Annotated in this window: 23 protein-coding genes and 3 pseudogenes; 15 read left to right on the top strand and 11 right to left on the bottom strand. The window is 62.0% G+C overall.

Going from position 1 to position 24,036, the window contains the following annotated elements:
• Nucleotides 1-48 precede the first annotated feature (48 nt).
• The 5 genes from QM996_RS30860 to QM996_RS30840 are packed head-to-tail and all read right to left on the bottom strand — an operon-like array spanning nt 49 to nt 5,032.
• Complete coding sequence (locus QM996_RS30860) at nt 49-1,110, bottom strand: aldo/keto reductase (protein ID WP_334197583.1); 1,062 nt, start codon at nt 1,108-1,110, stop codon at nt 49-51.
• A gap of 14 nt (nt 1,111-1,124) precedes the next feature.
• On the bottom strand, nt 1,125-2,069 hold the full coding sequence (locus QM996_RS30855; protein ID WP_334197582.1) for an ABC transporter ATP-binding protein: 945 nt from the start codon (nt 2,067-2,069) through the stop codon (nt 1,125-1,127).
• On the bottom strand, nt 2,047-3,045 hold the full coding sequence (locus tag QM996_RS30850) for an ABC transporter ATP-binding protein (RefSeq protein WP_334197581.1): 999 nt from the start codon (nt 3,043-3,045) through the stop codon (nt 2,047-2,049). Before QM996_RS30850 ends, QM996_RS30855 begins: the two co-directional genes overlap by 23 nt.
• A gap of 2 nt (nt 3,046-3,047) precedes the next feature.
• A complete protein-coding gene (locus tag QM996_RS30845; RefSeq protein WP_334197580.1) occupies nt 3,048-4,046 on the bottom strand; it encodes an ABC transporter permease in 999 nt (332 codons plus the stop codon).
• Nucleotides 4,046-5,032 carry an ABC transporter permease gene (locus tag QM996_RS30840; RefSeq protein ID WP_334197579.1) on the bottom strand — a complete coding sequence of 329 codons (987 nt, stop codon included), beginning with the start codon at nt 5,030-5,032 and terminating at the stop codon, nt 4,046-4,048. Before QM996_RS30840 ends, QM996_RS30845 begins: the two co-directional genes overlap by 1 nt.
• 300 nt (nt 5,033-5,332) lie before the next feature.
• On the opposite strand from QM996_RS30840, the gene QM996_RS30835 reads away from it, so the two are divergent.
• The 7 genes from QM996_RS30835 to QM996_RS30805 are packed head-to-tail and all read left to right on the top strand — an operon-like array spanning nt 5,333 to nt 12,772.
• The gene (locus QM996_RS30835) at nt 5,333-6,373 is read left to right on the top strand and encodes an ABC transporter substrate-binding protein (RefSeq protein WP_334197578.1); all 1,041 of its coding nucleotides are present in this window, start codon (nt 5,333-5,335) and stop codon (nt 6,371-6,373) included.
• Between the two features lie 13 nt (nt 6,374-6,386).
• Entirely contained in the window at nt 6,387-7,619 is a 1,233-nt protein-coding gene (locus QM996_RS30830) for an acyl-CoA dehydrogenase family protein (protein WP_334197577.1), read from the top strand.
• Nucleotides 7,620-7,629: 10 nt separating this feature from the next.
• On the top strand, nt 7,630-8,664 hold the full coding sequence (locus tag QM996_RS30825; protein ID WP_334197576.1) for an ABC transporter substrate-binding protein: 1,035 nt from the start codon (nt 7,630-7,632) through the stop codon (nt 8,662-8,664).
• Nucleotides 8,661-9,539 (top strand): NmrA family NAD(P)-binding protein, encoded by an 879-nt coding sequence (locus QM996_RS30820; protein ID WP_334197575.1) that lies wholly within the window; start codon nt 8,661-8,663, stop codon nt 9,537-9,539. The genes QM996_RS30825 and QM996_RS30820 overlap by 4 nt, the downstream gene beginning before the upstream one ends.
• Nucleotides 9,536-10,786, top strand: coding sequence for an FAD-dependent oxidoreductase (locus QM996_RS30815; protein WP_334197574.1), 1,251 nt, complete (start codon nt 9,536-9,538; stop codon nt 10,784-10,786). Before QM996_RS30820 ends, QM996_RS30815 begins: the two co-directional genes overlap by 4 nt.
• Nucleotides 10,787-10,804: 18 nt before the next feature.
• Nucleotides 10,805-11,455, top strand: a complete 651-nt coding sequence (locus QM996_RS30810; protein ID WP_334197573.1) for an NAD(P)-dependent oxidoreductase — start codon at nt 10,805-10,807, stop codon at nt 11,453-11,455.
• A gap of 15 nt (nt 11,456-11,470) precedes the next feature.
• Nucleotides 11,471-12,772, top strand: coding sequence for an NtaA/DmoA family FMN-dependent monooxygenase (locus tag QM996_RS30805; RefSeq protein WP_334197572.1), 1,302 nt, complete (start codon nt 11,471-11,473; stop codon nt 12,770-12,772).
• 119 nt (nt 12,773-12,891) lie between these two features.
• On the opposite strand, the gene QM996_RS30800 is transcribed toward QM996_RS30805, so the two are convergent.
• A complete protein-coding gene (locus QM996_RS30800) occupies nt 12,892-14,286 on the bottom strand; it encodes a molybdopterin-dependent oxidoreductase (RefSeq protein WP_334197571.1) in 1,395 nt (464 codons plus the stop codon).
• 278 nt (nt 14,287-14,564) lie between these two features.
• Nucleotides 14,565-14,711, bottom strand: a pseudogene (locus QM996_RS30795) (NADP-dependent phosphogluconate dehydrogenase); the annotation flags it as partial.
• A gap of 138 nt (nt 14,712-14,849) precedes the next feature.
• Here QM996_RS30795 and QM996_RS30790 point away from each other — a divergent pair.
• A pseudogene (locus tag QM996_RS30790) lies at nt 14,850-14,930 on the top strand (SH3 domain-containing protein); the annotation flags it as partial.
• A 247-nt stretch (nt 14,931-15,177) separates the two neighbouring features.
• Nucleotides 15,178-16,464 (top strand): annotated as a pseudogene (gene ftsH / locus QM996_RS30785) (ATP-dependent zinc metalloprotease FtsH); the annotation flags it as partial.
• On the opposite strand, the gene QM996_RS30780 reads toward ftsH, so the two are convergent.
• Nucleotides 16,394-16,945, bottom strand: coding sequence for an Hsp20/alpha crystallin family protein (locus QM996_RS30780; protein ID WP_334197570.1), 552 nt, complete (start codon nt 16,943-16,945; stop codon nt 16,394-16,396). The pseudogene ftsH and the gene QM996_RS30780 overlap by 71 nt on opposite strands.
• Before the next feature lie 124 nt (nt 16,946-17,069).
• Here QM996_RS30780 and QM996_RS30775 point away from each other — a divergent pair, with 124 nt between their 5' ends.
• The 3 genes from QM996_RS30775 to QM996_RS30765 all read left to right on the top strand — a co-directional run bounded on the left by QM996_RS30775 (nt 17,070) and on the right by QM996_RS30765 (nt 20,148).
• Nucleotides 17,070-17,432 carry an SPW repeat protein gene (locus tag QM996_RS30775; RefSeq protein WP_334197569.1) on the top strand — a complete coding sequence of 121 codons (363 nt, stop codon included), beginning with the start codon at nt 17,070-17,072 and terminating at the stop codon, nt 17,430-17,432.
• A 728-nt stretch (nt 17,433-18,160) separates the two neighbouring features.
• Complete coding sequence (locus tag QM996_RS30770) at nt 18,161-19,597, top strand: DegQ family serine endoprotease (RefSeq protein ID WP_334197568.1); 1,437 nt, start codon at nt 18,161-18,163, stop codon at nt 19,595-19,597.
• Between the two features lie 248 nt (nt 19,598-19,845).
• Complete coding sequence (locus tag QM996_RS30765; RefSeq protein WP_334197567.1) at nt 19,846-20,148, top strand: DUF982 domain-containing protein; 303 nt, start codon at nt 19,846-19,848, stop codon at nt 20,146-20,148.
• A 497-nt stretch (nt 20,149-20,645) separates the two neighbouring features.
• Here QM996_RS30765 and QM996_RS30760 read toward each other — a convergent pair whose 3' ends face one another.
• A complete protein-coding gene (locus QM996_RS30760) occupies nt 20,646-20,948 on the bottom strand; it encodes a DUF982 domain-containing protein (protein WP_334198728.1) in 303 nt (100 codons plus the stop codon).
• 415 nt (nt 20,949-21,363) lie between these two features.
• Here QM996_RS30760 and QM996_RS30755 point away from each other — a divergent pair, with 415 nt between their 5' ends.
• From QM996_RS30755 to QM996_RS30745, 3 genes are all read left to right on the top strand, one after another.
• Nucleotides 21,364-21,840: an Hsp20 family protein gene (locus QM996_RS30755; protein WP_334197566.1), complete on the top strand. Its 477-nt coding sequence runs from the start codon at nt 21,364-21,366 to the stop codon at nt 21,838-21,840.
• 69 nt (nt 21,841-21,909) lie between these two features.
• On the top strand, nt 21,910-22,209 hold the full coding sequence (locus QM996_RS30750; RefSeq protein ID WP_334197565.1) for a DUF982 domain-containing protein: 300 nt from the start codon (nt 21,910-21,912) through the stop codon (nt 22,207-22,209).
• Nucleotides 22,210-22,218: 9 nt separating this feature from the next.
• Nucleotides 22,219-22,500 (top strand): hypothetical protein, encoded by a 282-nt coding sequence (locus QM996_RS30745; RefSeq protein ID WP_334197564.1) that lies wholly within the window; start codon nt 22,219-22,221, stop codon nt 22,498-22,500.
• 70 nt (nt 22,501-22,570) lie between these two features.
• Here the strand turns inward: QM996_RS30745 and QM996_RS30740 are convergent, their stop codons facing one another.
• Nucleotides 22,571-22,738, bottom strand: coding sequence for a LacI family DNA-binding transcriptional regulator (locus QM996_RS30740; protein WP_500270446.1), 168 nt, complete (start codon nt 22,736-22,738; stop codon nt 22,571-22,573).
• Between the two features lie 125 nt (nt 22,739-22,863).
• On the bottom strand, nt 22,864-23,994 hold the full coding sequence (locus tag QM996_RS30735; protein ID WP_334197563.1) for an NAD(P)/FAD-dependent oxidoreductase: 1,131 nt from the start codon (nt 23,992-23,994) through the stop codon (nt 22,864-22,866).
• Nucleotides 23,995-24,036 lie beyond the last annotated feature (42 nt).

Here is a 24,036-nt window from a genome sequence, read left to right as displayed (position 1 = left end):
TTCTTGCAATTCGACAGCCATTGGCCGGACGGCGCCGGTCGCGACGCGTCAGGCGACGCGCTGTGAACGGATAAGCGGAATAATCTCGGCCCCCGCGGCTCCGAAACGCGGCTCGCGACCCTCGAGCGGATGGCCGGGATCGGTGAAGCCCGGCGTCGACGGATGACCGGGCGCGACCAGACGATCGACCAGGGCCTCGTCTTCCGCATCGAGCTTGACGTCGAGGGCCCGGATATAACTATCCCAATGCTCTTCGGTGCGTGGGCCTGCAATGGTCGAGGTGATCAGCCGATTGTTCAGCACCCAGGCGAGCGCAAAATCGGCGGCAGCAATACCCTTAGCCTGAGCGTGGGCGGCGATCTGCTTGGCGATCGCGATCGATTCATCGCGAAACTCCACGTCATGCATACGCTTGTCGCCGCGCCCGGCGCGGGTATCGGCCGCCGGTGCTTCGCCGGGATTGTACTTGCCCGTCAGGACGCCGCGGGCGAGCGGGCTGTAGGATACGGCACCTAGACCGTAGGCGGCAGCGGCCGGCAATTGCTCGGCCTCGGCGGTGCGGTTGACGATGTTGTAGAGCGGCTGGCTGGCGATCGGTCGGTCGATGCCGAGCTGATCGGCGAGATGGGCGACTTCCGCGATGCGCCAGCCCCGGAAATTCGAAACCCCGAAATAGCGCAGCTTGCCGGCCTTGATCAGGTCGGCGATCGCCCTGACCGGCTCTTCGAGCGGAGCATCGAAGACGGCGCGGTGGAAATAGAGGATGTCGATGTAGTCCGTGCCGAGATTGCGCAGCGAATTCTCGACCGTCTGGTAGACCCATTTGCGCGAATAGCCGCCGAGGTTCGGCCCTTTCTGGCGCGAATTGACGAACTTCGTCGCCACCACCCAGTGGTCGCGATGCGCCTTGATGCCGCGCCCGACCACTTCCTCCGACTTTCCGTCGTGATAAACATCGGCCGTGTCGATGAAGTTGATGCCCTGTTCGCGCGCCTTGTCGATGATGCGGAAGGCGACGTCGTCCGGCGTCTGGTTACCGAACATCATCGACCCGAGCGTCAGCGGCGACACTTTGAGGGCGCTGCGCCCAAGATAGCGATACTCAACCATTCAAGTTCTCCATTTCAGTTGATGTGCTCCGCCACATGGCAGGCCACCTGGTGGCCGGGCTTGATGGAGCGGAATTCAGGCTCAGCGACGCGGCAAAGCTCGGTCGCCAGCGGACAGCGGGTGTGGAACCGACAGCCCGACGGGATGTTGCTCGGGCTCGGGAGATCGCCGCCGAGGGGTGCCGCCTGCCTCGGCCGCGAGGGATCGGGCACGGCGGCCATCAGGGCGCGCGTGTAAGGATGGCGCGGATCCGACCAGAGCGTCTCGTTGTCGGCGCTTTCCACAATACGGCCGAGATACATGACGAGAACCCGGTCGCAGAAATACCGCACCACCGACAGATCGTGGCTGATGAAGAGATAGGAGAGACCGAACTCCTTCTTCATTTCGACCAGGAGATTGAGGATCTGTGCCTGGATCGACAGGTCGAGCGCCGAAACGGGCTCGTCGCAGACGATCAGATCCGGGTTGAGCAGAAGCGCACGGGCAATGCCGATCCTCTGCCGCTGCCCACCTGAGAATTCGTGCGGGTAGCGATTGATGGCGTCGGCGGGCAGCCCGACCTTGGCGATGATGCTGGCGACCGTACGACGGCGCTCGGTCCGATTGCCGGCCTTGTGCACGATCAGCGGCGCCTCCAGGATCTCACCGATCGTGTGTCGCGGATTGAGCGATGCGAAGGGATCCTGGAAGATCATCTGGATCGACTTGCGGACGTTTCTGAGCCGCCCCTGGTCGAGTGTGGTGATGTCCTCGCCCTTGAATTCGATTCGCCCCTCGGTCGGATCGACCAGGCGCAGGAGGGTCTTGCCGAGGGTCGACTTGCCGCAGCCGCTTTCGCCGACAAGCCCGACGGTCTCGCCAGGCTCGACTACGAGATCGACACCATCGACCGAGCGCAGCAGCCCGTCGCGGGTCTTATAATGGGTCTTGAGATCAGAGGCTGAGAGAAGCGGCATTATGAATGGCCTTGAGGGACGAGGTGAACGGGCAGGCGACGAGGCGGTCCGGCGTTCGCGCAATCAGCGGCGGCACCTGATGACCGCAGCTCGCGCGCGCCTGGCCACACCGCGGCCGGAAGGGACAGCCGGCCTCCCCTGCCGCCGAGACGATTGATCCTGGGATCTCGGTCAAGCGACCGTTCAGATAGTGAAAGTCGTTCTTCAGGCGCGGCGAAGCTGAAAGCAGCCCGCGCGTATAGGGATGCAGCGGATCGTTGAAGAGATCGCCGGGCAGCGCCTGCTCGACCTTGCGGCCGGCATACATGACGACGACCTTGTCGGCCCATTGCGCGACGACGCCGAGATCGTGGGTGATCAGCACCACCGCCATCTGCAGTTCGCGCCTGAGCGTATCGAGCAGGTCGAGCACCTGCGCCTGGATCGTCACATCAAGCGCCGTCGTTGGCTCGTCGGCTATCAGCAGTTTCGGTCGGCAGGCAACCGCCATGGCGATCATGACCCGCTGGCGCATGCCGCCCGAAAGCTGGTGCGGATAGTCGTCGACCCGCTTTTCTGCGGCCGGGATCCGCACGAGCTTCAACAATTCGATCGCGCGTTCGCGCGCCGCCCTGCCCGAGAGCTTCTCATGGACCTTCAGCACTTCGCCGATCTGCCGACCGATCGACATGACGGGATTGAGGCTCGTCATCGGCTCCTGAAAGATCATTGCGATGTCGCGTCCGCGCAGCTGCCGCACCTCGCGCACATCTAGGGTGAGAAGATCGCGGTCGTTGAAGACGATGCGGCCGCTGGTCACCTTTGCCGCACGTGGCAACAACTGCATCAGGGCGAGCGCCGTCAGCGATTTGCCCGAGCCGGATTCTCCAACGATCGCCAGCGTCTCGCCGGCGCCGACCTCAAAGGAAAGGCTTCGGACCGGTTCGGCGCGCGGGAAGCCGATGGTGAGGTTTTCGACCTGAAGCAGCGGCGCCATCGTCAACGATCCTGCGTGAAGCGGGGGTTGAGGGCGTCGTTCAACCCGTCGCCGATAAGATTGAGCGCAAGTACCGTAAAGACGATCGCCAGACCCGGAAGCGCTGTCAGGTACCAGGCGGTCCTGACCAGTTCACGGCCAGTGCCGATCATCGAACCCCAGCTCACGACGTTCGGGTCGCCAAGGCCCATGAAGGAGAGCGCCGATTCCATCAGGATTGCGGTTGCGACCATGACCGATGAGGTGACGATGATCGGCGGCAGCGCGTTCGGCAGGATCTCGCGAAAGATGATCCGTCCATGGCCGAAGCCGAGGCTGCGGGCGGCCATGACGAAATCCTTCTCGCGGGTCGCGCGAAACTCGGCCCTGGTCAGCCGCGCGACCATCGGCCAGGAGATGACGGCGATCGCAAGCGTCACCGTGGTTGCCGACGGCTGGACGATTGCGACCAGAACGACGAGCAGCACGAAACTCGGCAGGGTCTGGAAAATCTCGATGAGCCTGACCAGGAGATCATCGACCCAACCGCCGAAGTAGCCGGCAATCGCGCCGACGAAGACGCCGAAGGCAAGACCGAGTGCCGTTGCCATCAGCCCGACGAAAAGGGAGATGCGCGACCCGTGCAGAATGCCGGCCAGGACGTCGCGACCGAGCGAATCCGTACCGAGCGGGAAAGCGGGATCCTGCCCCGGCCAGAGGAATGGTTTTCCAACCATCGACAGGGGGTCGTCGGGGTAAAACACGGGCGCGAGCAGCGCGATAGCGATCACAAGCGCGAGAAATGCCGTCCCGAACAGTGCATTGGGGTTGGCGAGAAAGACCTTCAGCGCCCTTCGCCCGTTGGTAACTGCGACCGCAGCACTGTGCTGGGAGCGCGCGTCGGGCGCCTTTACGTTGGACCAGGCTGGACGTTCCGGCGCGGTTGCCTGCTCGGTCGTGGTGGGGGCAGCATAGGCGCCGCCCGTGACGGCAGGGACCGCTCCGAATTCGGTGGTGGACATCAGCGCGCTCCAATTCGAGGATCGAGCCAGGCGTGGACGAGGTCCACTGTGGCATTGGCAGCAATGACGAGAAGAGAGGACAGAAGCAGGATGCCGAGGAGCACGGTGAAATCTCGCCCCATCACCGCCTCGAAGGCAAGTCTTCCGAGGCCCGGCCAGCTGTAGACGGTTTCCACCACAACGGCGCCGCCGAGCATGCCACCGATATGTATTCCGGCCATGGTCGTGATCGGGATCAGCGCGTTGCGCAGTATGTGCCCGGCGGTCACGCCAAACGACGTCAAACCCTTGGCATAGGCGGTGCGAACGAAATCCTGGTTCTTGACCTCCAGCATGGCGGCGCGTGTCAGCCGCGCATAGATCGCAACATAGAACAGCGCAAGCGAGGTTGCCGGCAGCACCATGTAGCGCGCCTTGTCGAGCAGCGCCGGAAAGCCTTTCAGTTGCGAACCGATCGTCGCCGCGCCGCCGCTTGGCAGCCAGCCGAGCTTGACGGAGAAGAGCACGATCAGCATGAGACCGATCCAGAAGCTCGGGATCGAGTAAAAAAGCAGCGAGAACACCGACAGAAGTCGGTCGGGGATCCGTCCGGCAAAGGTTGCCATCAGCGATCCCAGGACGACCCCGAGCAGTATCGCGATGACGAGCGCTACCGCCATCAACGTCAAAGTTCCGGGCAGGCGCTGGGCAATCAGGTCGGCAACCGGCATGCCGTAGCGCGGCGAAAATCCAAGGCTGAACTGCGCGAGATTGCCGAGATAGGTCGCCAACTGTTCGAGTACCGGGCTATCGAGACCGAAGCGGGTTCTGAGGGCTGCAACACTTTCTTCCGTCGCCGATCCCGCCTCGCCGGCCAGAACATCGGCTGCGTCGCCCGGAGCTAACTGCAAAAGGAAGAAATTCAGGATCACAATTCCGAGGATGGTCGGAACCGCCTGCAACAACGTTCGCCGAAGCGTTCGCCCGATTCTGATCAGCGCCGGCATCGATGTCGCCTCTCCGTTTTGACTGTCCGCCAACAGCGAACCTTCACCTCGGCCCGGCCTTTCGCCGCCGATGATTTTTATTGTTGACTAAATAAATAGTCTTTGTCAAATATGTTTTAGCAATTTCACCCCACGAATTAGATATAATGGGAACTGCGTTTCACATTTTTGCTTCTGTCTACGCACATTTAGAAAATTTCACCCTCGAAAGCCGCAAAAATGCGCAACGACAGACTACGCAGCCGCACTCGAACGAAAAACGCTTTCCGGCACAGCCCAGCAGAGACAGTGGAGAACCCCGTGACCCGCAAAAATGCCATCTCTCAAATCTGGTACACGCGCTGCCCTGTCCCGACGCCCGTGGGGCTCGCCACCCAGCTTGGCCTGCTCGACAAGGCATTTGCAGCCGAGGGCATCACGCTGAATTCCATCATCGACAGCAAGGACCGCGTTATCCGGTCCAGCCACTTCGATCACCATCTCGACTATTCGTTTCGCCATGGCGGCAATGTCCCGCCGATCCGCGCCCGCTCGGAAGGCAATCCGACGCGGCTCGTCGGCATCACCTGGACCGATGAGTTTCAGGCGATCATCACGCTGCCGGGAACCGGGATCAAAACGACACGCGATCTCGTCGGACGGCGCTTCGGCATTGCGCGCCGCCCTCCGGGTATCGTCGACTTCATGGCTGCCACGGCGCTGAAGGGGCTCGTTTCCGCCCTGTCACTCGAGGGCCTCGCGCCCTCCGACGTCGAGATCGTCGACATCGCGCTTGCCGAAAGCGTGCTCGATGGCAGAGAGGGGCCGCAGCTCTACGGCCTCAGAAACCGTCAGGCCTACGGCCCCGAAATCGCTGCGCTGCTGCGCGGCGAGGTGGACGCCATCTATGTCAAAGGCACGCCCGGGATTGCCGTTGCCAATCTTTTTGCGGTCCACACGGTCGCGGAATTCGGCTTTCACCCCGATCCGAGGATCCGAATCAATTCCGGCTCTCCTCGGGTGCTCACCGTGGACGAGCGTTTGGCGGAAGATCGTCCTGATCTCGTCGCCAAGCTGATCGCGACTTTGAAGCAGGCCGGCGCCTGGGCCGAGGAGCACCCGGACGAGGTGCGCCGCTTCGTAGCCCGAGAGGTGGGCGCGTCGGAAGAGGTCGTGGCAGTGGCCAACGGCCCCGATCTGCACAGGCATCTCGGCATTGGCCTCGAACCGGAGCTTGTCGCGGCGATCGGCCACTACAAGGACTTCCTGCATGAATGGGGGTTCCTCGCGAGCAACTTCGACATCAACACATGGGTCGACCAACGCCCCTGGGCGGAACTCGACGCCCGCGCTGTCGCCTGAACGAGAGTGACCTATGACCGATCCTACACGTTTCGAAGCGACGTTTGCCGAGGCCGAGGAGCTCGGCAAACGCTTCGCCCTGACCGCCCGCCACTACGATGAAACCGGCGAATTCCCCTTTGCAAATTTCGATGCACTGCACGAGGCGGGGCTGCTCGGCCTGGTCACGGCGACCGAGCATGGCGGCCTTGGTGGCGGATTGACGGAAGCGCTGGCGGTGGTCTCGGCAATTGCTCGCGGGGAACCGTCGACCGCCCTCGTTCTATCGATGCATTACAACCAGCACTATTCGGTGCGAACCTCTGGCAAGTGGCCGCAGCACTTGATCGACCGTGTCACGAGAGCCAATCGCGAGGGTGTTGCGCTGATCAATGCCGCGCAGGTGGAACCGCGCGTCGGTTCCCCGTCGCATGGATCGTTACCGGAAACCGTTGCGCGGCGCGTTGGCGATCAGTGGCGCATCACCGGACACAAAACCTACGCAACCGGCATCCCGCTCCTGCGCTGGGTATCGGTTCTTGCCGTCACCGACGAGCCGGAACCACGTCTGGGTTCCTTCCTCGTGCCGACGTCGGCCGACGGCATCCGCGTCGAAAAGACGTGGAATGCAACGGGCATGCGGGCAACCAACAGCGACGACCTGATCCTCGACGATGTCGCGATCCCACTGGAGGATGTCGTCGACATCGCGCCGGCGAGCGAGGGCCTGAAACGCGACGAACGCATGGGCGCTTGGTACTTCAGTCTCGTGCCGGCGATTTACGACGGTGCAGCCCGCGGCGCACGCGACTGGCTGATCGACTTTACCACCTCGCGGGCACCGGCGAGCCTCGGCGCGCCGCTCTCCACCGTGCCCCGCATCCAGGATGGCCTGGGCGAGATAGAGGTCTTGCTGACGGTCAACAGCCGGCTCCTACGCTCGATCGCTGAGGATTTCGACAGCGGACGTCCCTTCGGCGCCGATGCCGCCGCGGTCAAACACACCGTGATCGCCAATGCGATCACGGTGACGACCCTTGCCCTGGAACTGGGCGGCAACCCCGGCATCAGTCGCGACAACCCGCTGGAACGTCACCACCGCGACGCGCTATCCGGCAAGGCGCACGCGCCACAGAACAACCTTATCCGGACGATGCTCGCCAAGGCGGCATTCAGTCGGCATGCCGCGACACCTGCGGTCGCGCTTGAGCCGGTGCCCGTTCGGTCCCGCCAGCAACCCCGTCTCGCCGTCGTCGGCAGCAGCTAGGAGTTTCGCGATGTCTTCCCTCTCTTCCGTCTGGTACACACGCTGCCCCGCTCCGACCCCGCTGTCGATCGCCCATCAGCTCGGCTGGATCGACAAGCAGTTTCAGAGCACCGGCGTTACCGTCCGCTCCATCCGCGACAGCAAGGATCCGGCGGTCCGGCAAAGCCACTTCACTCATGCATTGGACTTTTCGTTCAGGCAGGGCGGCAACATTCCGCCAATCTGGGCCAGGTCCGACGGGCGCGAGACTCGCGTCGTCGGCATCACCACGACGGATGAGTTCCAGGCGATCATCGCCCTCCCAGGTTCCGGCATCGCGGTGACAAAGGACCTGAGAGGGCGCCGCATCGGCGTGCCGCGCAAACCCAATTCCGACGTCGTCGACTTCCAGCGGGCCACCGCGTTGAAAGGCATAGTCTCGGCGCTTTCGCTCGAAGGCCTAGATCACCGCGATGTCGAACTCGTCCATCTCGACAGCAACGAGGACAATCTGACCGAACGCGGCAATGCCGCCTTCCTGGGCCTGAAGCGTCGATATCCCTATGGCGACGAACTGCTGGCCCTGGCCTCCGGCAAGATCGACGCCTTCTTCGTCAAGGGAGCGGAGGGCGTCGTGCTCGCCAACCAGATCGGCGCAGTGGTGGTATCGGAATTCGGCTTTCACCCCGATCCGAAGATCCGCATCAACAACGGTACGCCGAGACCTCTGACGGTCGATGCCCGCTTCCTTGAGGAGCACTTCGACCTCGTCGTCGATCTCCTTGGGACGGTTGCCAGCGTCCACGATTGGGCGACCCAAAACCAGGATACAGCAGTTCGGTTCATCGCCAATGAGATTGGCGTCGGCGAGGATGCGGTCTGGGCGGCAAACGGCCCTGACGTTCACCGTCACCTGGGTCTGACGTTGGACGATGGCCAGATTGCCGCCTTCGACCACTTCAAGCACTTCCTTCTCGATTGGGGATTCATTCCCGGAGATTTCGACGTCTTCGGCTGGATCGACAACCGACCGCTGGCGGCGGCATTGCGGCGGGCGGCAGCATGAGCGCCCGACCGATCCTCGTTACCGGCGCCACCGGCAAACTCGGACAGCTCATCGTCGAACGGCTGGTCGCGCTCGGGCAACCGGTTCGCGTCTTCACCCGACGCCCTGAAACGGCACGTATCCTCTTCAAGGAAACCGTGCAGGTCGCCGCCGGTGATTTCGGCGACCGCCCAACCCTCGACGAAGCCGTTCACGGGATTGGACGGCTTCTCCTGCTCTCCCCGATCAGTGCCAGGCTTGTCACAGATCAGATCGCCGTGGCGGATGCGGCGGTCGCCGCGAACGTTGCCCGCATCGTCAAGATTTCAGGCTCCGATTGGACGATCGAACCGCCGGGGAACTCGATTTCCGGCGCAGCGCACGCTGCCATCGAACGCCACCTCGGCGGGCTACCGGCAGAGACCGTTTCGCTCCGTCCCAACGCCTGGATGCAGGTGTCACTCGCCAACACCGTCAGGCAGGCAATCGCGAACGGTCAGGTCATCGCAGCCAACCTCAACGCCGGCATTGGATATATCGACGCGCGCGACATTGCCGATGTCGCCGTGCACCAACTGCTTGCGGACCGCGTCCGCGGCCGCACCCTCAACCTCACCGGTTCGGACGTCGTCTCGTTCCGGCAGATCGCTGTTCTGTTGGCGGCCGCGCTGAAAAGGCCGGTCGCCGCACTCGAAAAGCCGCCCCAGACAGTTCCGGGACATGGCGATTTCGAGCACCGCGCCGTCGCGCAGTTCGTAAGGTTGATCGCAGCCGGTCGCGCCGCAACGACGACCAATGTCGTTGCGACTTTGCTAGGCCGTCCGCCACGTACCGTCGCCGCCTTCATTTCAGAACAGCTCGCCTCGGCGACCGCAGTCCCCGAGTATCAGCCATGACCATACCCTTCGTCGACGTCGCCATCATCGGTGGAGGACCGGGCGGCCTCGCGCTGGCGCAGGGCCTGAAGAAGAACGGCATCGACACCGCCGTCTTCGAGCGCGACCCGGTCCGGTCCGACTATGTGCAGGGTTTCCGCATGCGTATCCGCCAGCGCGGGATCGATGCGCTTCAGACCAATCTGCCGCCGCATCTCTATCAGGCGTTCCTCGACACACTTGGGCTTGCTCCAATCGAGAACCTGATCCTCGACGAGCAGTTCAGCCGTCTCGACGATGCCGGACAGGCAACGCGCGAATCCGAGGATACCCATCTCGAGAAGTCCGTCAGCCGCATCACGCTGCGGCAGATCCTTCTCTCCGGGCTCGACGGCATTGTTCATACTGGCAAACGATTCGAGCGCTACGAGACGCTGCCAGACGACACGGTCGTCGCCCACTTTTCCGACGGCTCGGCCATCCGCGCCAATCTGTTGGTTGGCGCCGACGGGGCTGGGTCGACGGTCCGATGCCAGCTTCTGCCAGACCTCAAGAGCATCGACACGGGCGTACGCCGCTTGGCCGGCAAGATCACGCTCGACGTGGCCGCGCGCCATGACGTCTCGCCACTTCTCACCGAGTTCAACACCAATATCCGCCCACGCGACGGCCGCGGTCTGATGATCACCAGCCACCGCGTCGATCCATCCGCATATGCCCGCTACGACTTTCTCAGTGCAGAAGACCGCGGCCACCGCGCCATTCCTGGCTTCCACTTCAACAACTCGACGAGCTACACATGGTGGAACACGGCCTATGACACAGATGAACTCGGGCCGGACGAGGTGCTCGAAAGGCTCGGCGGCGCGGCCCTTCTCGAAACGCTCCTTCAGCGTATTCGTCACTGGGACGAGCGCATCCTGAAGCTCATTCGCCACAGCGATCCGTCGACGGTCGCCTTCCTCAAGGTCAAGAGCTCCACACCCGGCGCTGTCTGGCAAAGCGGTCCGGTGACGCTGCTCGGCGACGCCATCCACGCGATGACTTACTTCCGCGCGCTTGGCGGCAACACCGCCCTATACGATTCCGGATTGCTCGTTCGCGAGCTTGTAGCCGCACGGCGTCACGGCAAGCCGCTGCTTGCGTCCGTGAACGATTACGAAAGCGCCATGCGCGAACACGGCTACGAAGCCGTGCGGTCGTCGCTTTCCGCCATGCAGCGCAATGTCGGCGCCAATCGACCGCTCAAGGCGATACCTACCCTCTAGCCCTCAGGAAAATCGATCATGTCCATCGTCGTCTTCGGCGCTTCCGGAAACATCGGTAACAATATCTGCAAGGAGGCCTTGTCGCGCGGGCACCGCGTGACGGCCGTGACCCACTCCACAGACCTTGAGCCTGCCGAACGTCTCACCGCGCTAAAGGCGGATATCGCCGATCCGGACGGCGTGGCGAAGATCGCCGCTGGCCATGATGCGGTCATCAGCGCCTATAGTCCGGGCCTCCGCCGCCATTCGGCGGAGAATGCCGCAGTTCTCATCGAGAAAGCACATGCCTCCCTTTTCGAAGGCGTCAAGCGCGCGGGCGTCCGCCGCATCATCATCGTCGGCGGGGTCGGCAGTCTCGAGGCGAGCCCCGGCGTCGACGTCGTCGACAGCGATTTTTATCCCGCCGATCATAAGGCTCACACGCTGCGCAATCGCGAAATCCTGCGCAGCTTGAAACGCGGCGAGCACGACCTCGACTGGACTTACGTCTCCCCGCCTCTCTCCATCAAACTCGGCGACCGGACCGGCCGCTTCAGGCTCGGCGAAGATGCTCTGCTGCGCGACGAAGCGGGAGAAAGCCGGATTTCCAAAGCGGATTTCGCCATCGCCATTCTGGATGAACTCGACAAGGGACAGTTCATCCGCCGCCGTTTCACCGCGGCCTACTGAAGGACCTTCATTCGCATGCCCCGCACGCTCAACCTCAATGTCGGCATCAATACCACCGGCTATCTGCCGGCAGCCTGGAAATACCGAAGCGGCGACCGACACGACATCTATGATCCCGGCTATTACAGGCGCCTGACGGAACTCGCCCATCGGGGATTGTTCGACGCGGTGTTCTTTTCCGACCATCCGGCCTTGATGACCGACCCGAACAGCCGGCCATTTCACACCATCGATCCGCTGATCCTCTGTACCGCGCTTGCGGCACAGGTGCCCGACATCGGTTTTGTCGTAACGATGTCCTCCACCTACAATTCGCCCTACAATCTGGCCCGGCGCACTCAGTCGACGGATATCGTTTCCGGCGGGCGGCTGATCATCAATATCGTCTCCTCCTTCAACCCGAACGTCGCGGCCAATTTCGGCTCCGCCCCCTTGCCTCCACGGTCCGAGCGCTACGCCAAGGCGTCCGAATTTCTCGACGTCGCCAAGAAGCTCTGGGCAAGCTGGGATCCGGCTCGGGAAGGCGATGTGCCCGACGAACGTTTCTGGGACGCGGCGAGTGCGCATGCGATCGACCACGAGGGCAATCATTTTACGATCAAGGGACCGCTGAACGTTCCGCGCGGCCCGCAAGGCCATCCGGTCATTGCGCAGGCAGGCGCTTCCGAGGGCGGTATCGAGCTTGCCGCCCGCCACGGCGAGATCATCTATTGCAACATCCTCTCCCGCCCCGCCGGCCAGGCCTTCGGCAAGAAGGTCCGGGATCGCGCCGCAGCCCTTGGCCGCGACCCCAAGGGCATCCGGATCGTGCCCGGGGTGGTAGTGATCCTCGGCGAGACGAAAGAAGAAGCACTGCGCAAGCACGAGCTCTTCAGCGGCGCCGGCTCGGAAGACGGTCTGATCGCGCGGTTCGTCAAGGAGAACGGCATCGATCCTGATGGTTTCGATCCGGATGCAGTGCTCGACGCCGAACGCTTCATTCCGGATCCCAACCGTCTGCAGGCGGTCGGCATGGGCTTGGGGCTTTCCGATCTTCTGACGCACGAAAAACTGACGGCAAGGCAGGTGGTACGCCGCTCCGAGGGTCATCATCGGCTCCTGCTCGGGACCGCAGAAGAGGTAACTGATGCGCTCATAGATTTATGGGAAGACGGCACAGTCGACGGCTACACGCTTCAGCCACCACGAGCACCGGACGATATCGAGGAATTCGTGAAAAAAGTCGTGCCGATCCTTCAGGACCGCGGTGTTTATCGCAGCCGTTACGAGGAGCGCACCGTCCGCGAACGTTACGATTTACCGTTTCCAGCAGATTGAAGAAGTGTCGACCGGCGTCAGAGGGCAAGCCGCTTGTCTTCCCGATTGCGAAAACTGGCCCCCCCGGCCCTTTCACCGCCCATGTAGCGACGCCGGTTTGAAGCGCCTTCTTTCCCGCTTCAGATTACCTGTGCTGTTACAGAGTGGATCGAGTTGTTGCCATAGCCCAGCCGGTTCCACGCAGCGTGCTCGGGTTGTGTCCGGCCCGCCGTGTCGGTGGCACGCGCCCGCACGGTAAGTGGCCCCGTCTCCTCAAGTCGCGTGATCAACTCCCACCATTGCCAGGCAGCCCGTCGTCGTGCGCCAACGAGCCGTGCCTCGCGCCACGGTCCGTCGTTCAGGCTTACTTCGACCCGGGATATGCTCCCAGCGCCCGACCATGCGACGCCCCGGATCGCGGTCTCGCCGCGCGGCAGGTTCTCCCTCTCATCAGGCGAAGATACCAGCGCTCGCACATTCATTAGCTTCACCGGCGCGCGCTCGTCGTGCCCGTTATGCACCCAATGGTACCAGTATTTCTCCACTTGATAGTACGCCTGGCAGGGCTTGTCGGTAACGATGATCTCGGTCAGCCACTTGACGGACGCCACCGCATACCAACCGGGCACGATCAGCCGCAATGGATAGCCATGGGGTGGTGACAGTGGCTCACCGTTCATCTCGTAGGCAAGAAGCGCATCCGTTTCACTAATCTGGTTCAAGCTTAAACCACGTTCGAAACGGACCGGCGCGCCGTGCCCCTCGACGACCCCGCTGTCGGCACCGCGGAAGGTGAGCTCCTTCGCCCCAGGCCGCAGGCCCGCGCGCTCAATCACTTCCATCAGGCGAACCCCGGTCCATTCGGCGGTGCTGACGGCGCCCAACCCCCAGGCTTCGCCAGGCACGACCGGATCGAACAGGCTGCGGCCGTTGCCAGCACATTCCAGCGTCACCACGTGGCTCTCTGCCTGAAGGTTGTGAAGTTCCCTCATGCACAGGCTCAGTGGCCTTTCGACCAGCCCGCCGATCGACAGCCGGTAGTTGTTACCGTCAAGGTTCGGAATGTCGAAGTGGTTCCGCAAGTAGAACCGGCCATTCGGCATCACGGCACCGCCTGCAAGGTCCGGTACCGAGGTCTCGCCATTCAACGGATTAACGCTGTGAATGAGAAGGCCAGCCTCGATGGCATCCTGGCATGCGTCTGCGGGGTTGAGCGCCTCTGCAGAAACGTTCACCGGGCGCCCATCGCAGCCGCCGCTCGAAACCATCGCGGCGCAGGTCATCGCTGCCGTCACTTCGACCTCGCCGGCTTGACGGAGAGGCGCCAGAAAAGCCTGAAGCACGGTCTCATCCGCTGCCTCGGCAATGAAGAACAGTGAATGTGAGCTCTGCACGACGGCTTCTCCCTTGATCAGCACACCGTGGCGGGCAGCGTTCGGCCGGCTCAAATGGTTCAACAGCATCACGCCCGTGGCCGGATCGCGCGCGAGACAGCTTTCGGGTGAGTGCCGATGGTGCACAATGAACAGAGGCATCGAAAACTCCCTGCTGGAGCCGCGTCGAACTGGCTGGTCAGTCTGATACGATCAGTGGTGGTCCTTCGGCCACTTCAGCACCTGCATGATCAGATAGAACCGCGCCGCCTCCCGGCCAGGATTAAACGCCGGAATTTTGGATGAACATGCCTGTCAGCCGCACCAGGAACAGGTTGCCGGTTGATGTTGTGAGGCTGAAGGTCCGCTTTGGACCGGAATCCGAGAACAAATCCCCGCCTTGAACGGGAATCGAACGGCAGCGAATTCCTGGGTGCCAGCTAACAGCCACTGCCCCACGGGCCGTGGTGGCTGTCGGCCCCGTCGATGCGGTCGAAGCCGTGGCCGCCGAAGAAGTCGCGCTGCGCCTGGATGACGTTGGCCGTGCCGCGGCCGCGGCGGTAGCTGTCGAAATAGCCGATTAAAGAGGTTTCACGACGCGACCCTGAAGACGAGCCGAACGCGCTGAAGTATCTCGGAGGGTGTAGGTACTGTCCGCCTCGGGCGCCCCCAACGCGCCCGGATAAGCCGCCCCCGCACTTTCAAGGGTCTATGCGCAGATTCTTCCCGAATCGATCGAAATCTGGGGCCGTCTTGCCGACGAGCCATGGTGCGACGTGGAATTCTGCGGCGGCCGTGGCTGGATGGCCACGGATCGAGCGCGCGAAGCTTACCCTCCGCGTCCAGCGCCGCAAGGCGGTTGAAGCCGGCAACATCGGCTGTGAGGATGGCCGCAAGCTTTCGATCCACAGCGGTGACCGCTCCTGCGGCGCACGACCTCGTTGGGCTCGACTTGCGCGCATTTTCCCACATGCACAAATATTGTCGCAGTGAACTGCGGCACAATCCAAGGTTTCTGCGCAAGCGGGAAAGTTTGAGGGAACCGCCGCCAGCGGCGGCCGCATGCCGAAAGGCATTCTACTGGTTGGGCCGCCCGGCACAGGCAAGACGCTGTTTGCAAAGGCGGTCGCTGGTGAAGCCGGAGTGCCATTCTTTTCGATCTCGGGTTCCGAGTTCGTCGAAATGTTCGTGGGTGTCGGCGCGGCTCGAGTCCGCGATCTTTTTGAGCAGGCCCGCGGGAAGGCGCCGGCGATCGTCTTTATCGACGAACTCGATGCGCTCGGCCGCGCCCGGGGCATCGGTCCAATGGCCGGCGGACACGACGAGAAGGAGCAAACCTTGAACCAGCTGTTGGTGGAACTGAACGGCTTCGATTCTTCGGCCGGCCTTATCCTGCTTGCCGCGACCAACCGGCCGGAAATTCTCGACCCGGCGCTGCTCAGGGCCGGGCGCTTCGATCGCCATGTGCTTGTCGATCGGCCTGACAAAGAGGGCCGCATCCAGATCCTCAATTTGCACCTCAAGAAGGCGAAGCTTGCGACGGATGTCCGAGCGGAGCAGATCGCCGCACTCACACCCGGATTCACCGGTGCGGACCTAGCCAATCTCGTCAACGAGGCGGCCCTCCTCGCCACGCGGCGCAAAGCCGATGCCGTGACCATGGAAGATTTTAACAATGCCATCGAGCGCATCATCGCGGGACTGGAGAAGCGTAACCGCCTGCTCAATCCGAGGGAACGCGAGATCGTCGCATATCACGAGATGGGGCATGCCTTGGTGGCCATGAGTTTGCCCGACCTGGGCGCGGTCCACAAGGTCTCGATCATTCCGCGCGGCATCGGTTCGCTTGGCTACACGATCCAGCGTCCAACGGAGGAACGGTTCCTGATGACCAAGGAAGAGCTCGAAAACAAGATGGCGGTGCTGCTTGGCGGCCGCGCCGCCGAATGGATCGTCTTCGGTCATCTCTCGACGGGCGCCGCCGACGACCTGGTCAAGATCACGGATATAGCCCGCGCAATCGTCGCGCGCTACGGCATGACGGAAGAACTAGGCCACGTGGCGCTCGAGCGGGATCATCGCTCGCTCCTGACACCCGAACCGCTCTACGGATCGAGCGAGCGCGACTATTCCGAAGCGACCGCAGCCATTCTTGACGAGCAGGTGCGCACGATCGTAGACGAAACCTTCGAGCGCACAGTGTCGCTGCTTAAGGAGCAGCGTCCGCTGCTGGAGCGATCGGCCAAGCTCCTGCTGGAACGGGAGACGATCACCGAAGATGAATTGCGGGAGTTGGCGGGCGAGCACGCGGGCACCCGCCGGATTGCCGGACCAGCGTAGCGGGATGACGAGTCGTGGTGCAGTTCTCTGCCTGCGCCGCTATGTCGAAGGCGTCGATTTCCTCTCCCTCGTAAGGAACGACCTGTCCAATCTGGGTCCCTTTCCTCCTTTTTTCGCCGCTGACCGAAAGCAGGCCGTTTGCGACCTTTACTTCGACCTCGTTCGCATCCATCCCGGGCATCTCGGCGGTGATCTTGTATTTCTTGTCCGACTTGATCACGTCGACCACCGGAGACATATGCCAGGCGGCTCTCTCTAACGACGGCATGCCGGACGGCGCGCATGCGTTCGGGCAGGTTCGCCAGCCTAGCGGATTGAAGTCGTCGAAAGTCTGGTCGATCGTTCGACGGAAATTTTCGAACAGGGAAAATGGGCCCCGCTCGGCCGGAGCCGATTTATGGCTGAACTCCTTTGCTTGGCAATTCGCGAACGTCTCGCGGGAAGCGGGCAGGTCGTGGAAAATGGCGACCCGCGCTCGCATGGTAATCGTTCATCCCTGCGAGAAAGGGCATTCGATATTGAAAGCAATTTTCCGCTAATTATCTAATTTTTGCGCCTGCTTGAGATAGGCGCAATTTCGTTCAACTTCATCATTCGTGGAGGTTGTGATGGCAACGCTGATGGAAGGAAAAAAGCCGCAGGACGGGATGAACCTCGCCCTCGCGGTCGCCCTTTTCGTCTCGCCGTGGGTCATGGGCTTCGCTGGTGAGTTCATGGCCGCCTGGAACGCGTGGGTCGTTGGTGTCGTCATAGGCGTTTTGGCGCTCGCCACTTTGACTGCGTTCTCGGAGTGGGAAGAATGGGCGAATATGGTGATCGGGATCTGGCTGGTCGTCTCGCCCTGGCTGCTCGATTTCGCCGCGAATGTGAATGCCATGTGGACACACGTGGTACTGGGCCTGCTGGTTGCGGCGATATCGGCTTGGGCGTTGTGGGACGAACGGCAGAACCCGCATGCCCGTGTCTAGTCGGCCCGGCGCTCATGCTCGCCGCCCCGGCGGCGGGCATTCTCCGCGCTGCCATCTCTGCAAGAAGAGTGCGGAGTAGAACATGACGGACGCGCCACAAAGGTGGCTCGCGGTCGCCGGCGAGTCCCGCAAGTGCAGGCGGCATCCAGGAACTCGGCCTGGTAATGCACGTCCTGCCTGCGCGCTTGGAAACGCCCCCTCCCCTGTCCTGACCGAACAGATCGGAGAGGATGTCGGATCGATCCTCGAATTCGCCCGCTCTGCCTTCCGACGTATACCTCTCGGCCTGACCCCATCGGCAGAGTTTTTGTAGAAACGCTACTGGGGGTCGCTCCGCCCGGTCAAAACGGGCGCGTTGCTCAGGATCGTTCAGCAGATGATGGGCTGCCGATAGCGCCTTGAATTGAGCCTCCACCTTCTTGTCGCTGGATGCAGCTCCTTTGCGCGCTTGTGATAGGCCTTTCGACTGTCGTTCTGTGTGGCCGTCGGCTTTTTGGGATACTTCGCTTCGAATGACAATGGATCTTAGCTGCGCCTACGGAACCAGAAGTCAGAAAGAGCGTTGGGGGAGCGGAGTCTTGTCCGCGTCACAGTAGCACGCCGAAATGTGAGCTCCGGTGCACGCATCATCTGGTATTTCCTAACGACGAGGCTCCAAAGCAGACCGATGTGCGCAGTTCCCGGAGTCGTGGAGCCGTTCGACATTGTCTGCTGACGAGGAGGGCGCTATGTCGGTTTATTCCCAGATGACCTTTGTTGACCTGCGACCGCCTCATGCGGAGAGCGGTGGCCTTCTGCGGACCAGCGTGGAGCCTGAAGTCGCGCGATGGGCCAGGGGCTTACGCCGATGGACACCGCTTCTTGGTTTGCTTGCCGCCCTGCTTCTCGTAGATCAGCCGGTCCTGGCCGCGCAACTTGCGCCGGCGCAGCCGCAACAGCAGTCGCTTGCAGATGTGCTCGAGAGGGTCACGCCCGCAGTCGTCAATATTGCAGTGAGGTCCCGCGCTTCTCCCGAAACCAACCCCCTTTACAACGACCCGTTCTTCCGCCGCTATTTCAATCTCCCGGAACAGCGGCAGCGATTAAGCGCCGGCTCCGGTGTCATCATCGATGCCGATAAGGGCTACATTCTCACCAATCATCACGTTATTGCGAATGCCGGAGAAATCGCGGTCACGCTGAAGGACCGTCGTCGCTTTACGGCAAAGTTGGTCGGCAGCGACGAGGCGACCGAAGTTGCTTTGCTCAAGATCGACGCGAACAATCTGACTGCCCTCCCGCTCGGCGATTCAGATCGCCTGCGTGTGGGGGACTCGGTCGTGGCGATTGGCAATCCCTTCGGGCTCGGCCAGACGGTGACTTCGGGCATCGTCAGCGCCCTCGGACGAAGCGGCATCAATGTCGAAGGCTACGAGGATTTCATCCAGACAGATGCCTCGATCAATCCCGGCAACTCCGGCGGCGCTCTGGTCACCGCGGACGGGCGGCTGGTGGGTATCAATACCGCCATCATCGCGCCGGCCGGCGGCAATGTTGGCATTGGTTTTGCCGTTCCGATTTCCATGGCGTCGGCTGTGACGAAGCAACTGATCGAGCACGGTGAGGTTCGGCGAGGCCGTGTCGGGGTCGCGATCCAAGATCTGACGTCGGACATCGCAGAAGTGCTCGGCATAAGCGAAACTCGTGGCGCAGTGGTCGGGAGCGTCGAGCGCGGCACCCCCGCCGCCCGGGCGGGCCTCCAGGCCGGAGATGTGATCGTCGCGGTCGATAAACATCCGATTTCCGGCTCGGCCGACCTGCGCAATCGGGTGGGTCTCGCTCCGGTCGGGTCCGAGATCGAGGTCGAGTATCTGCGCGACGGAAGCCGCAAGACAATCACACTGCGAGTCGAGCCCGAAGGCGTCAACAACACGGGCGCCGCCCTGCCCCGGGCGCTCGAAGGCGCACACTTCCAAGATGCGGGTGGCAACGTTGTCGTCGCCAGCGTTGACGAAGGTAGCGCCGCAGCGCGGGCCGGCCTTGAGACCGGAGACGTGATCGTCGCCGTAAACCGGCGACAAGTGGCGACCGCCGCTGAGCTCGCATCGGCACTGCAGGAGGCCAAGGGTACGATTGCGCTGGACCTCTATCGGGGCGGGACGCGGATGTTTCTCGCGTTGCGTTAGTGAAGCCGATGAGAGCTTCGGCGACCGAAATGAATGAGAGGGTTGGCCCTTGCACACGGTCGCGGCGCGGCTGCCCAACTGCACGCACCCGGACCGACAGCTGCGGCTGAACTGTTCAGAATCTCGCGCCAAGTTGGGGCATGAATTGTCGGCGCGGCTGTTGATTCCGCGAGCTTGAAAATTCGCTGAATCGCACCAATATTTTTTTCACTTCTTTTCATCCGGTGTGAATGCGAAAGGAGGACATCATGCTCAGCCCGGAATTGGTCTGGATGACTCCGGTCACCGTTCACATGAAGGACGGGGCGTCCCAGGTCTTCGCTGCTGTCAACGACGTGCTCGATTTCCTCGAAGGGGATTGGGCCATTTATCGCGGCAGAAAATACAATCGGGCGGTTCAAACGTGCCGCCGTGCTCTAAACCGAATGACGCCAGTCGCCATCGCGCGCGAAGCGTTTATTGACGCCTGCCGAGACGCGGGCATGTCGACGGGCGCGGATGCACCGCCCGGGGCGAAGACAGGTACCGGCGGTCAACGCTCGCTTGCCTAGTATGGCTGGGCTGGGGCACTTCTTAGTGCCCCAGCCTTTCGAGCATTCGCTCCGGCACACCGGAGCAATTCGCATCACCCTTAAGGCGTTCTGATAGAGCCGCCAGACGCGATGTCCGGGCATTTCGGTTGATCGTGTCAGGCCCATGTTCGCCTTTACGGCCCCCGGGCCACCCTGCGGGCGGAGGGTGCCCGGCGTAGCTCTCGTCACTCATGGTTGGCTGCGCCATCACGGAGACAATCGGGCTCGTGAAGAAAGGGCGATTGATCCAGGTGCTAGCGGACTGGTGTCCCTCGTTTCGTGGATATCTACTATCCGAGCGCCGCCTGGAATCGCCTGCCTTCGTGCTGCTGGTTGATGCCCTGCGCTATCGATGACTTCCACGGGAGGAGAGCGGATTCGGAGGCAGGCTCACTGCCGCCCGCCACGCAACAAGCGCTGCTTACCGCGCTAGCTAGAGAGGCCGCGAGCGCGGCCCCCCACTCCCGAAAGCCGGTTTACGGGTGTACTCGACCGCCGCCCGGCTTGGCCTTGATCATCCACGGCAAGACCGCAGGAGCCTTGACAAGGATGCCCTTCTTCTGCGCAAAGGAGCGGAGCGCGTCGCGCGCCACCTGAACTGGCTTGTGGCCGTCATGTGCCAGGTAGCACGTTTTCAGGGTCGCGTCGTGAATGATATCGCGATCTTCTTTGGGCCACTCCTCAAGAAAATCGATCGCGTCTTCCAGGTTCGTGATTTCGAGGACCAGATCCTTCCTTTCACGCAGGTAAACTGGTCGGTCAAACATCTTCGTGTGCATTTCTACCTCACTGAATTCGTTGGTTTTCAACAAGGAAAGCGCTTTTGGATGGCGCCCGTCGAAGATTTATTTTCGCGGTTTGGCGAGTTCAAGGGGTGGAGCGTGGGTTATGCATCCGCGCTTCTATGCAAACACAAAGGTCCGGGGCGGACCGCGGGTTCGAGAGCATGTCCGCGCTCTTTCGAACTGACCGGCGAGTTGGAAAAGGCTGGCTCATCGGCCGAACGGATGACGCCGTATTGAAGGTGCGTTCAAGCTGCACCGAGATTTGCGAAAATTCTCCAAGGCAGCACTTGAAGCCGGGTTTCTCAAATACCAGATCATTTGCCGCCAGCCGCTGACAACAGGGCTGGCAATGCCGGCAGCGCCGTCTTTCGGCGCTCCATACCCATGTTGCTTTTAGGAGGATATGGCTATGGCAACACCTTACGACTATACGCCTCTCTTTCGATCGAGCGTTGGCTTCGACCGTCTCTTCAACCTTCTGGAAAACGCCCAGCGCGACCGTTCGCCCAGCGATTGGCCGCCCTACGACATTGTCAAGACGGGGGACGACGGCTACCGCATCTCGATTGCGGTTGCCGGCTTCTCGGAGGGCGACCTCGACATCACATTCCAGACCAATCTTCTCACCGTTACAGGCAAGAAGCAGGATGTTCCGTCCGAAGCCTATCTGCACCGAGGCATCGCGGGCCGCCCGTTCGAACATCGTTTCGAGCTTGCCGATCATGTCAGGGTGAGTGGAGCAGGCTTGAGCAATGGTCTGCTGACCATCGATCTCGTCCGGGAGATTCCCGAGGCATTGAAACCGCGCAAGATCAGCATTCAAAGTGGTTCCGCTCTCGGACAGCCGCAGGCGGGGCCGCAGATCGAAGCGCAGAGCGCCGCTTGAGCAAGTTTCAACCGGAGGGCGCCGCTGTAGTGGCGCCCTGCAACGTCGCGGGTTGGAAAGGAGAGAGTTATGAAACCCGATATGTTCAAGAAACCTGTGCATATTCTCGTCGGCCTTGGATTTCCGACGGAAGTGAGGAGCGTGACGGACGCTTACCGACATCTAGTCGAGTGGCCTATATCGCTCAGGGATGGTCCGCATTCGGTTGCGCTCAAGGCGTGCCGCGCCGCTTTGCGCGGGGAGATCGAAGCTGAGACCGCACGTGGGTTGTTTGCGGCCTTCGCGGAAAAACATGATCTACTTGCGCCGGAAACTGACCACGTCATGGCGACTCATCCGAGGTGGAGTCGGGATCCGCACGTAGACTGAGGTGAACCGATGATGGACGATATGTTTAAGCAGATTGCCGCAAACGCCGTGAACATCGGACCGAAAGTTTTAACATCTCGCTGGTCGTCGTTTCGACGTCCGATGGATGTGGTGAAGGCTCCTGCACTTTCTGTCAATGATAAGCGCACCATCCTCGCCGCATGGGCTTCGGACTTTTACGCGATAGATTCGAAGCCGGCTCTCCGTCATATTCCAGGAACGCCTGAGCCGGTTTCAATCGATGAGGTTCAGTCTGCCCTGCGAGAGCTCGATTCGCGGTACGATATCTGACGGAGTTATCTGTCGCCTCCCTCGAGGCTGGGCACACGGCGACGTTTGAGGCGTACGCTTAGTTGGAGATTTACGAGGTCTCGTGAACCTTCTGCGCGGTTTCGTCACCGACGTAGCCATAACTGTTCAGGGTGCGGGCAGCTGTTGCACGCGACACGTTCGCCAACGCCGCCACATCTTTCAAAATCGCCGGTTTCCGAACTATTTCACCCTTCGCCGTCGCATATCCAGGATCCACCGCGATCCTCCTTGTAGCGTCAGGTCGCCGGTTCGCATGGGCATGCCGCTGCGGAAAGCGGCATGCCGTCTGCAGCTGCCGGTCCTGGCCCTGAGCGGACGGGCTGGACCGGAATGACTACCGCCTTACTGCGATGCGAAGCGTTCAGGTCGGAACGTTGCGAGCATCGGATGCTCCGCACCGGTCGCGATCTCGTAGCCCAACAGCTCGCCCAGGATAAGACCGAGCGTTGCGCCGCTGTGGCTGAAGACGACGTAGGCGCCGGGAACGGCCTTGAGCGCGCCGACTACGGGCTCGCCATCACCCGGGATCGGCTTGCCTCCGACGCCAATGGAGGCGATCTCGAGCCTAGGATTGCCCTCCATCACCCTTGAGGCCTCCGCAAGCAGGGCGTCGACGACGGCATCGTCGATCTCGTAGCCGCCGTCCTCGCGAACCTTCACCCCTTCGTCCGCAGCCCAGTCAGCATCCAACGAGAACGTGCCGCCCGGCGCCGGGCGGACGGCAACGCGCGGCGTGTTGAGAACGGCGCGTAAGGGATGGGCGAGTGGCTTGGTCTGCACCAGCAGCGCAACCGGCGTTCCATCACCGATTGACTGTCCCGCGTCCGCCGCCATTTTCGGCACAGCCGGGCCAGTGGCAAGGACGACGGCATCGGCCAGGATACGGCCACCCGTTGCCGTCTCGGCGCCGACAGCGCGGCCGCGTTCGACCATGATCCTTGCTTTGCCCTTATCAGTGACGAGCAAGCCGCCGAGTTCGGCAAACTCTTCGAGCAGCAGGTCGATGAGGATCGGCAGGTCGACCCAGCCCTCGCCCGGGTTGAAGATCGCCCCCTGTGGCGTGATCGCCTTCGCATCAAGGCCTGGCGTCACTGTCGCGACATCAGCGGCCGAAACATGCCGGGCGTCATAACCGAGCGAAACCTCGTGGCGGAATGCAGCGTCGATCTCGTTGCCCTTGTCGTCGGCATCCCAGGTCAAGCCTCCGTCAAAACGAAGCCAATCCGTTTCGGGGTGTTGCGCGAAGAGCGTACGGTAGCGATCGATGCCCGCCATCCGGAGGCGATGATAGGGTTCCGAGCGCATGCGCGCCGAGTTCAGCCAGGAAAGCGAGCGGCCGGAAGCGCCATTGGCTGGCGGGCCATCATTGAGGATCGTGACGCGTATGCCGCGCCGCGCAAGCTGAAGGCCTGTGGAAACCCCGAAGATGCCGGCGCCAATGATGACGGCCGATGCGATAGTGTTGTCGGTCATGGGGATGTCTTTCAATCGGTTGATCATGCGGATGGATAAAGC

This window comes from Sinorhizobium chiapasense (assembly GCF_045277575.1).
In the GTDB taxonomy this organism is placed as follows: Bacteria; Pseudomonadota; Alphaproteobacteria; order Rhizobiales; family Rhizobiaceae; genus Ensifer; species Ensifer chiapasense_A.
Note: the sequence above shows the minus strand (reverse complement) of the source record. Positions and strands in the feature narration are given on the sequence as shown.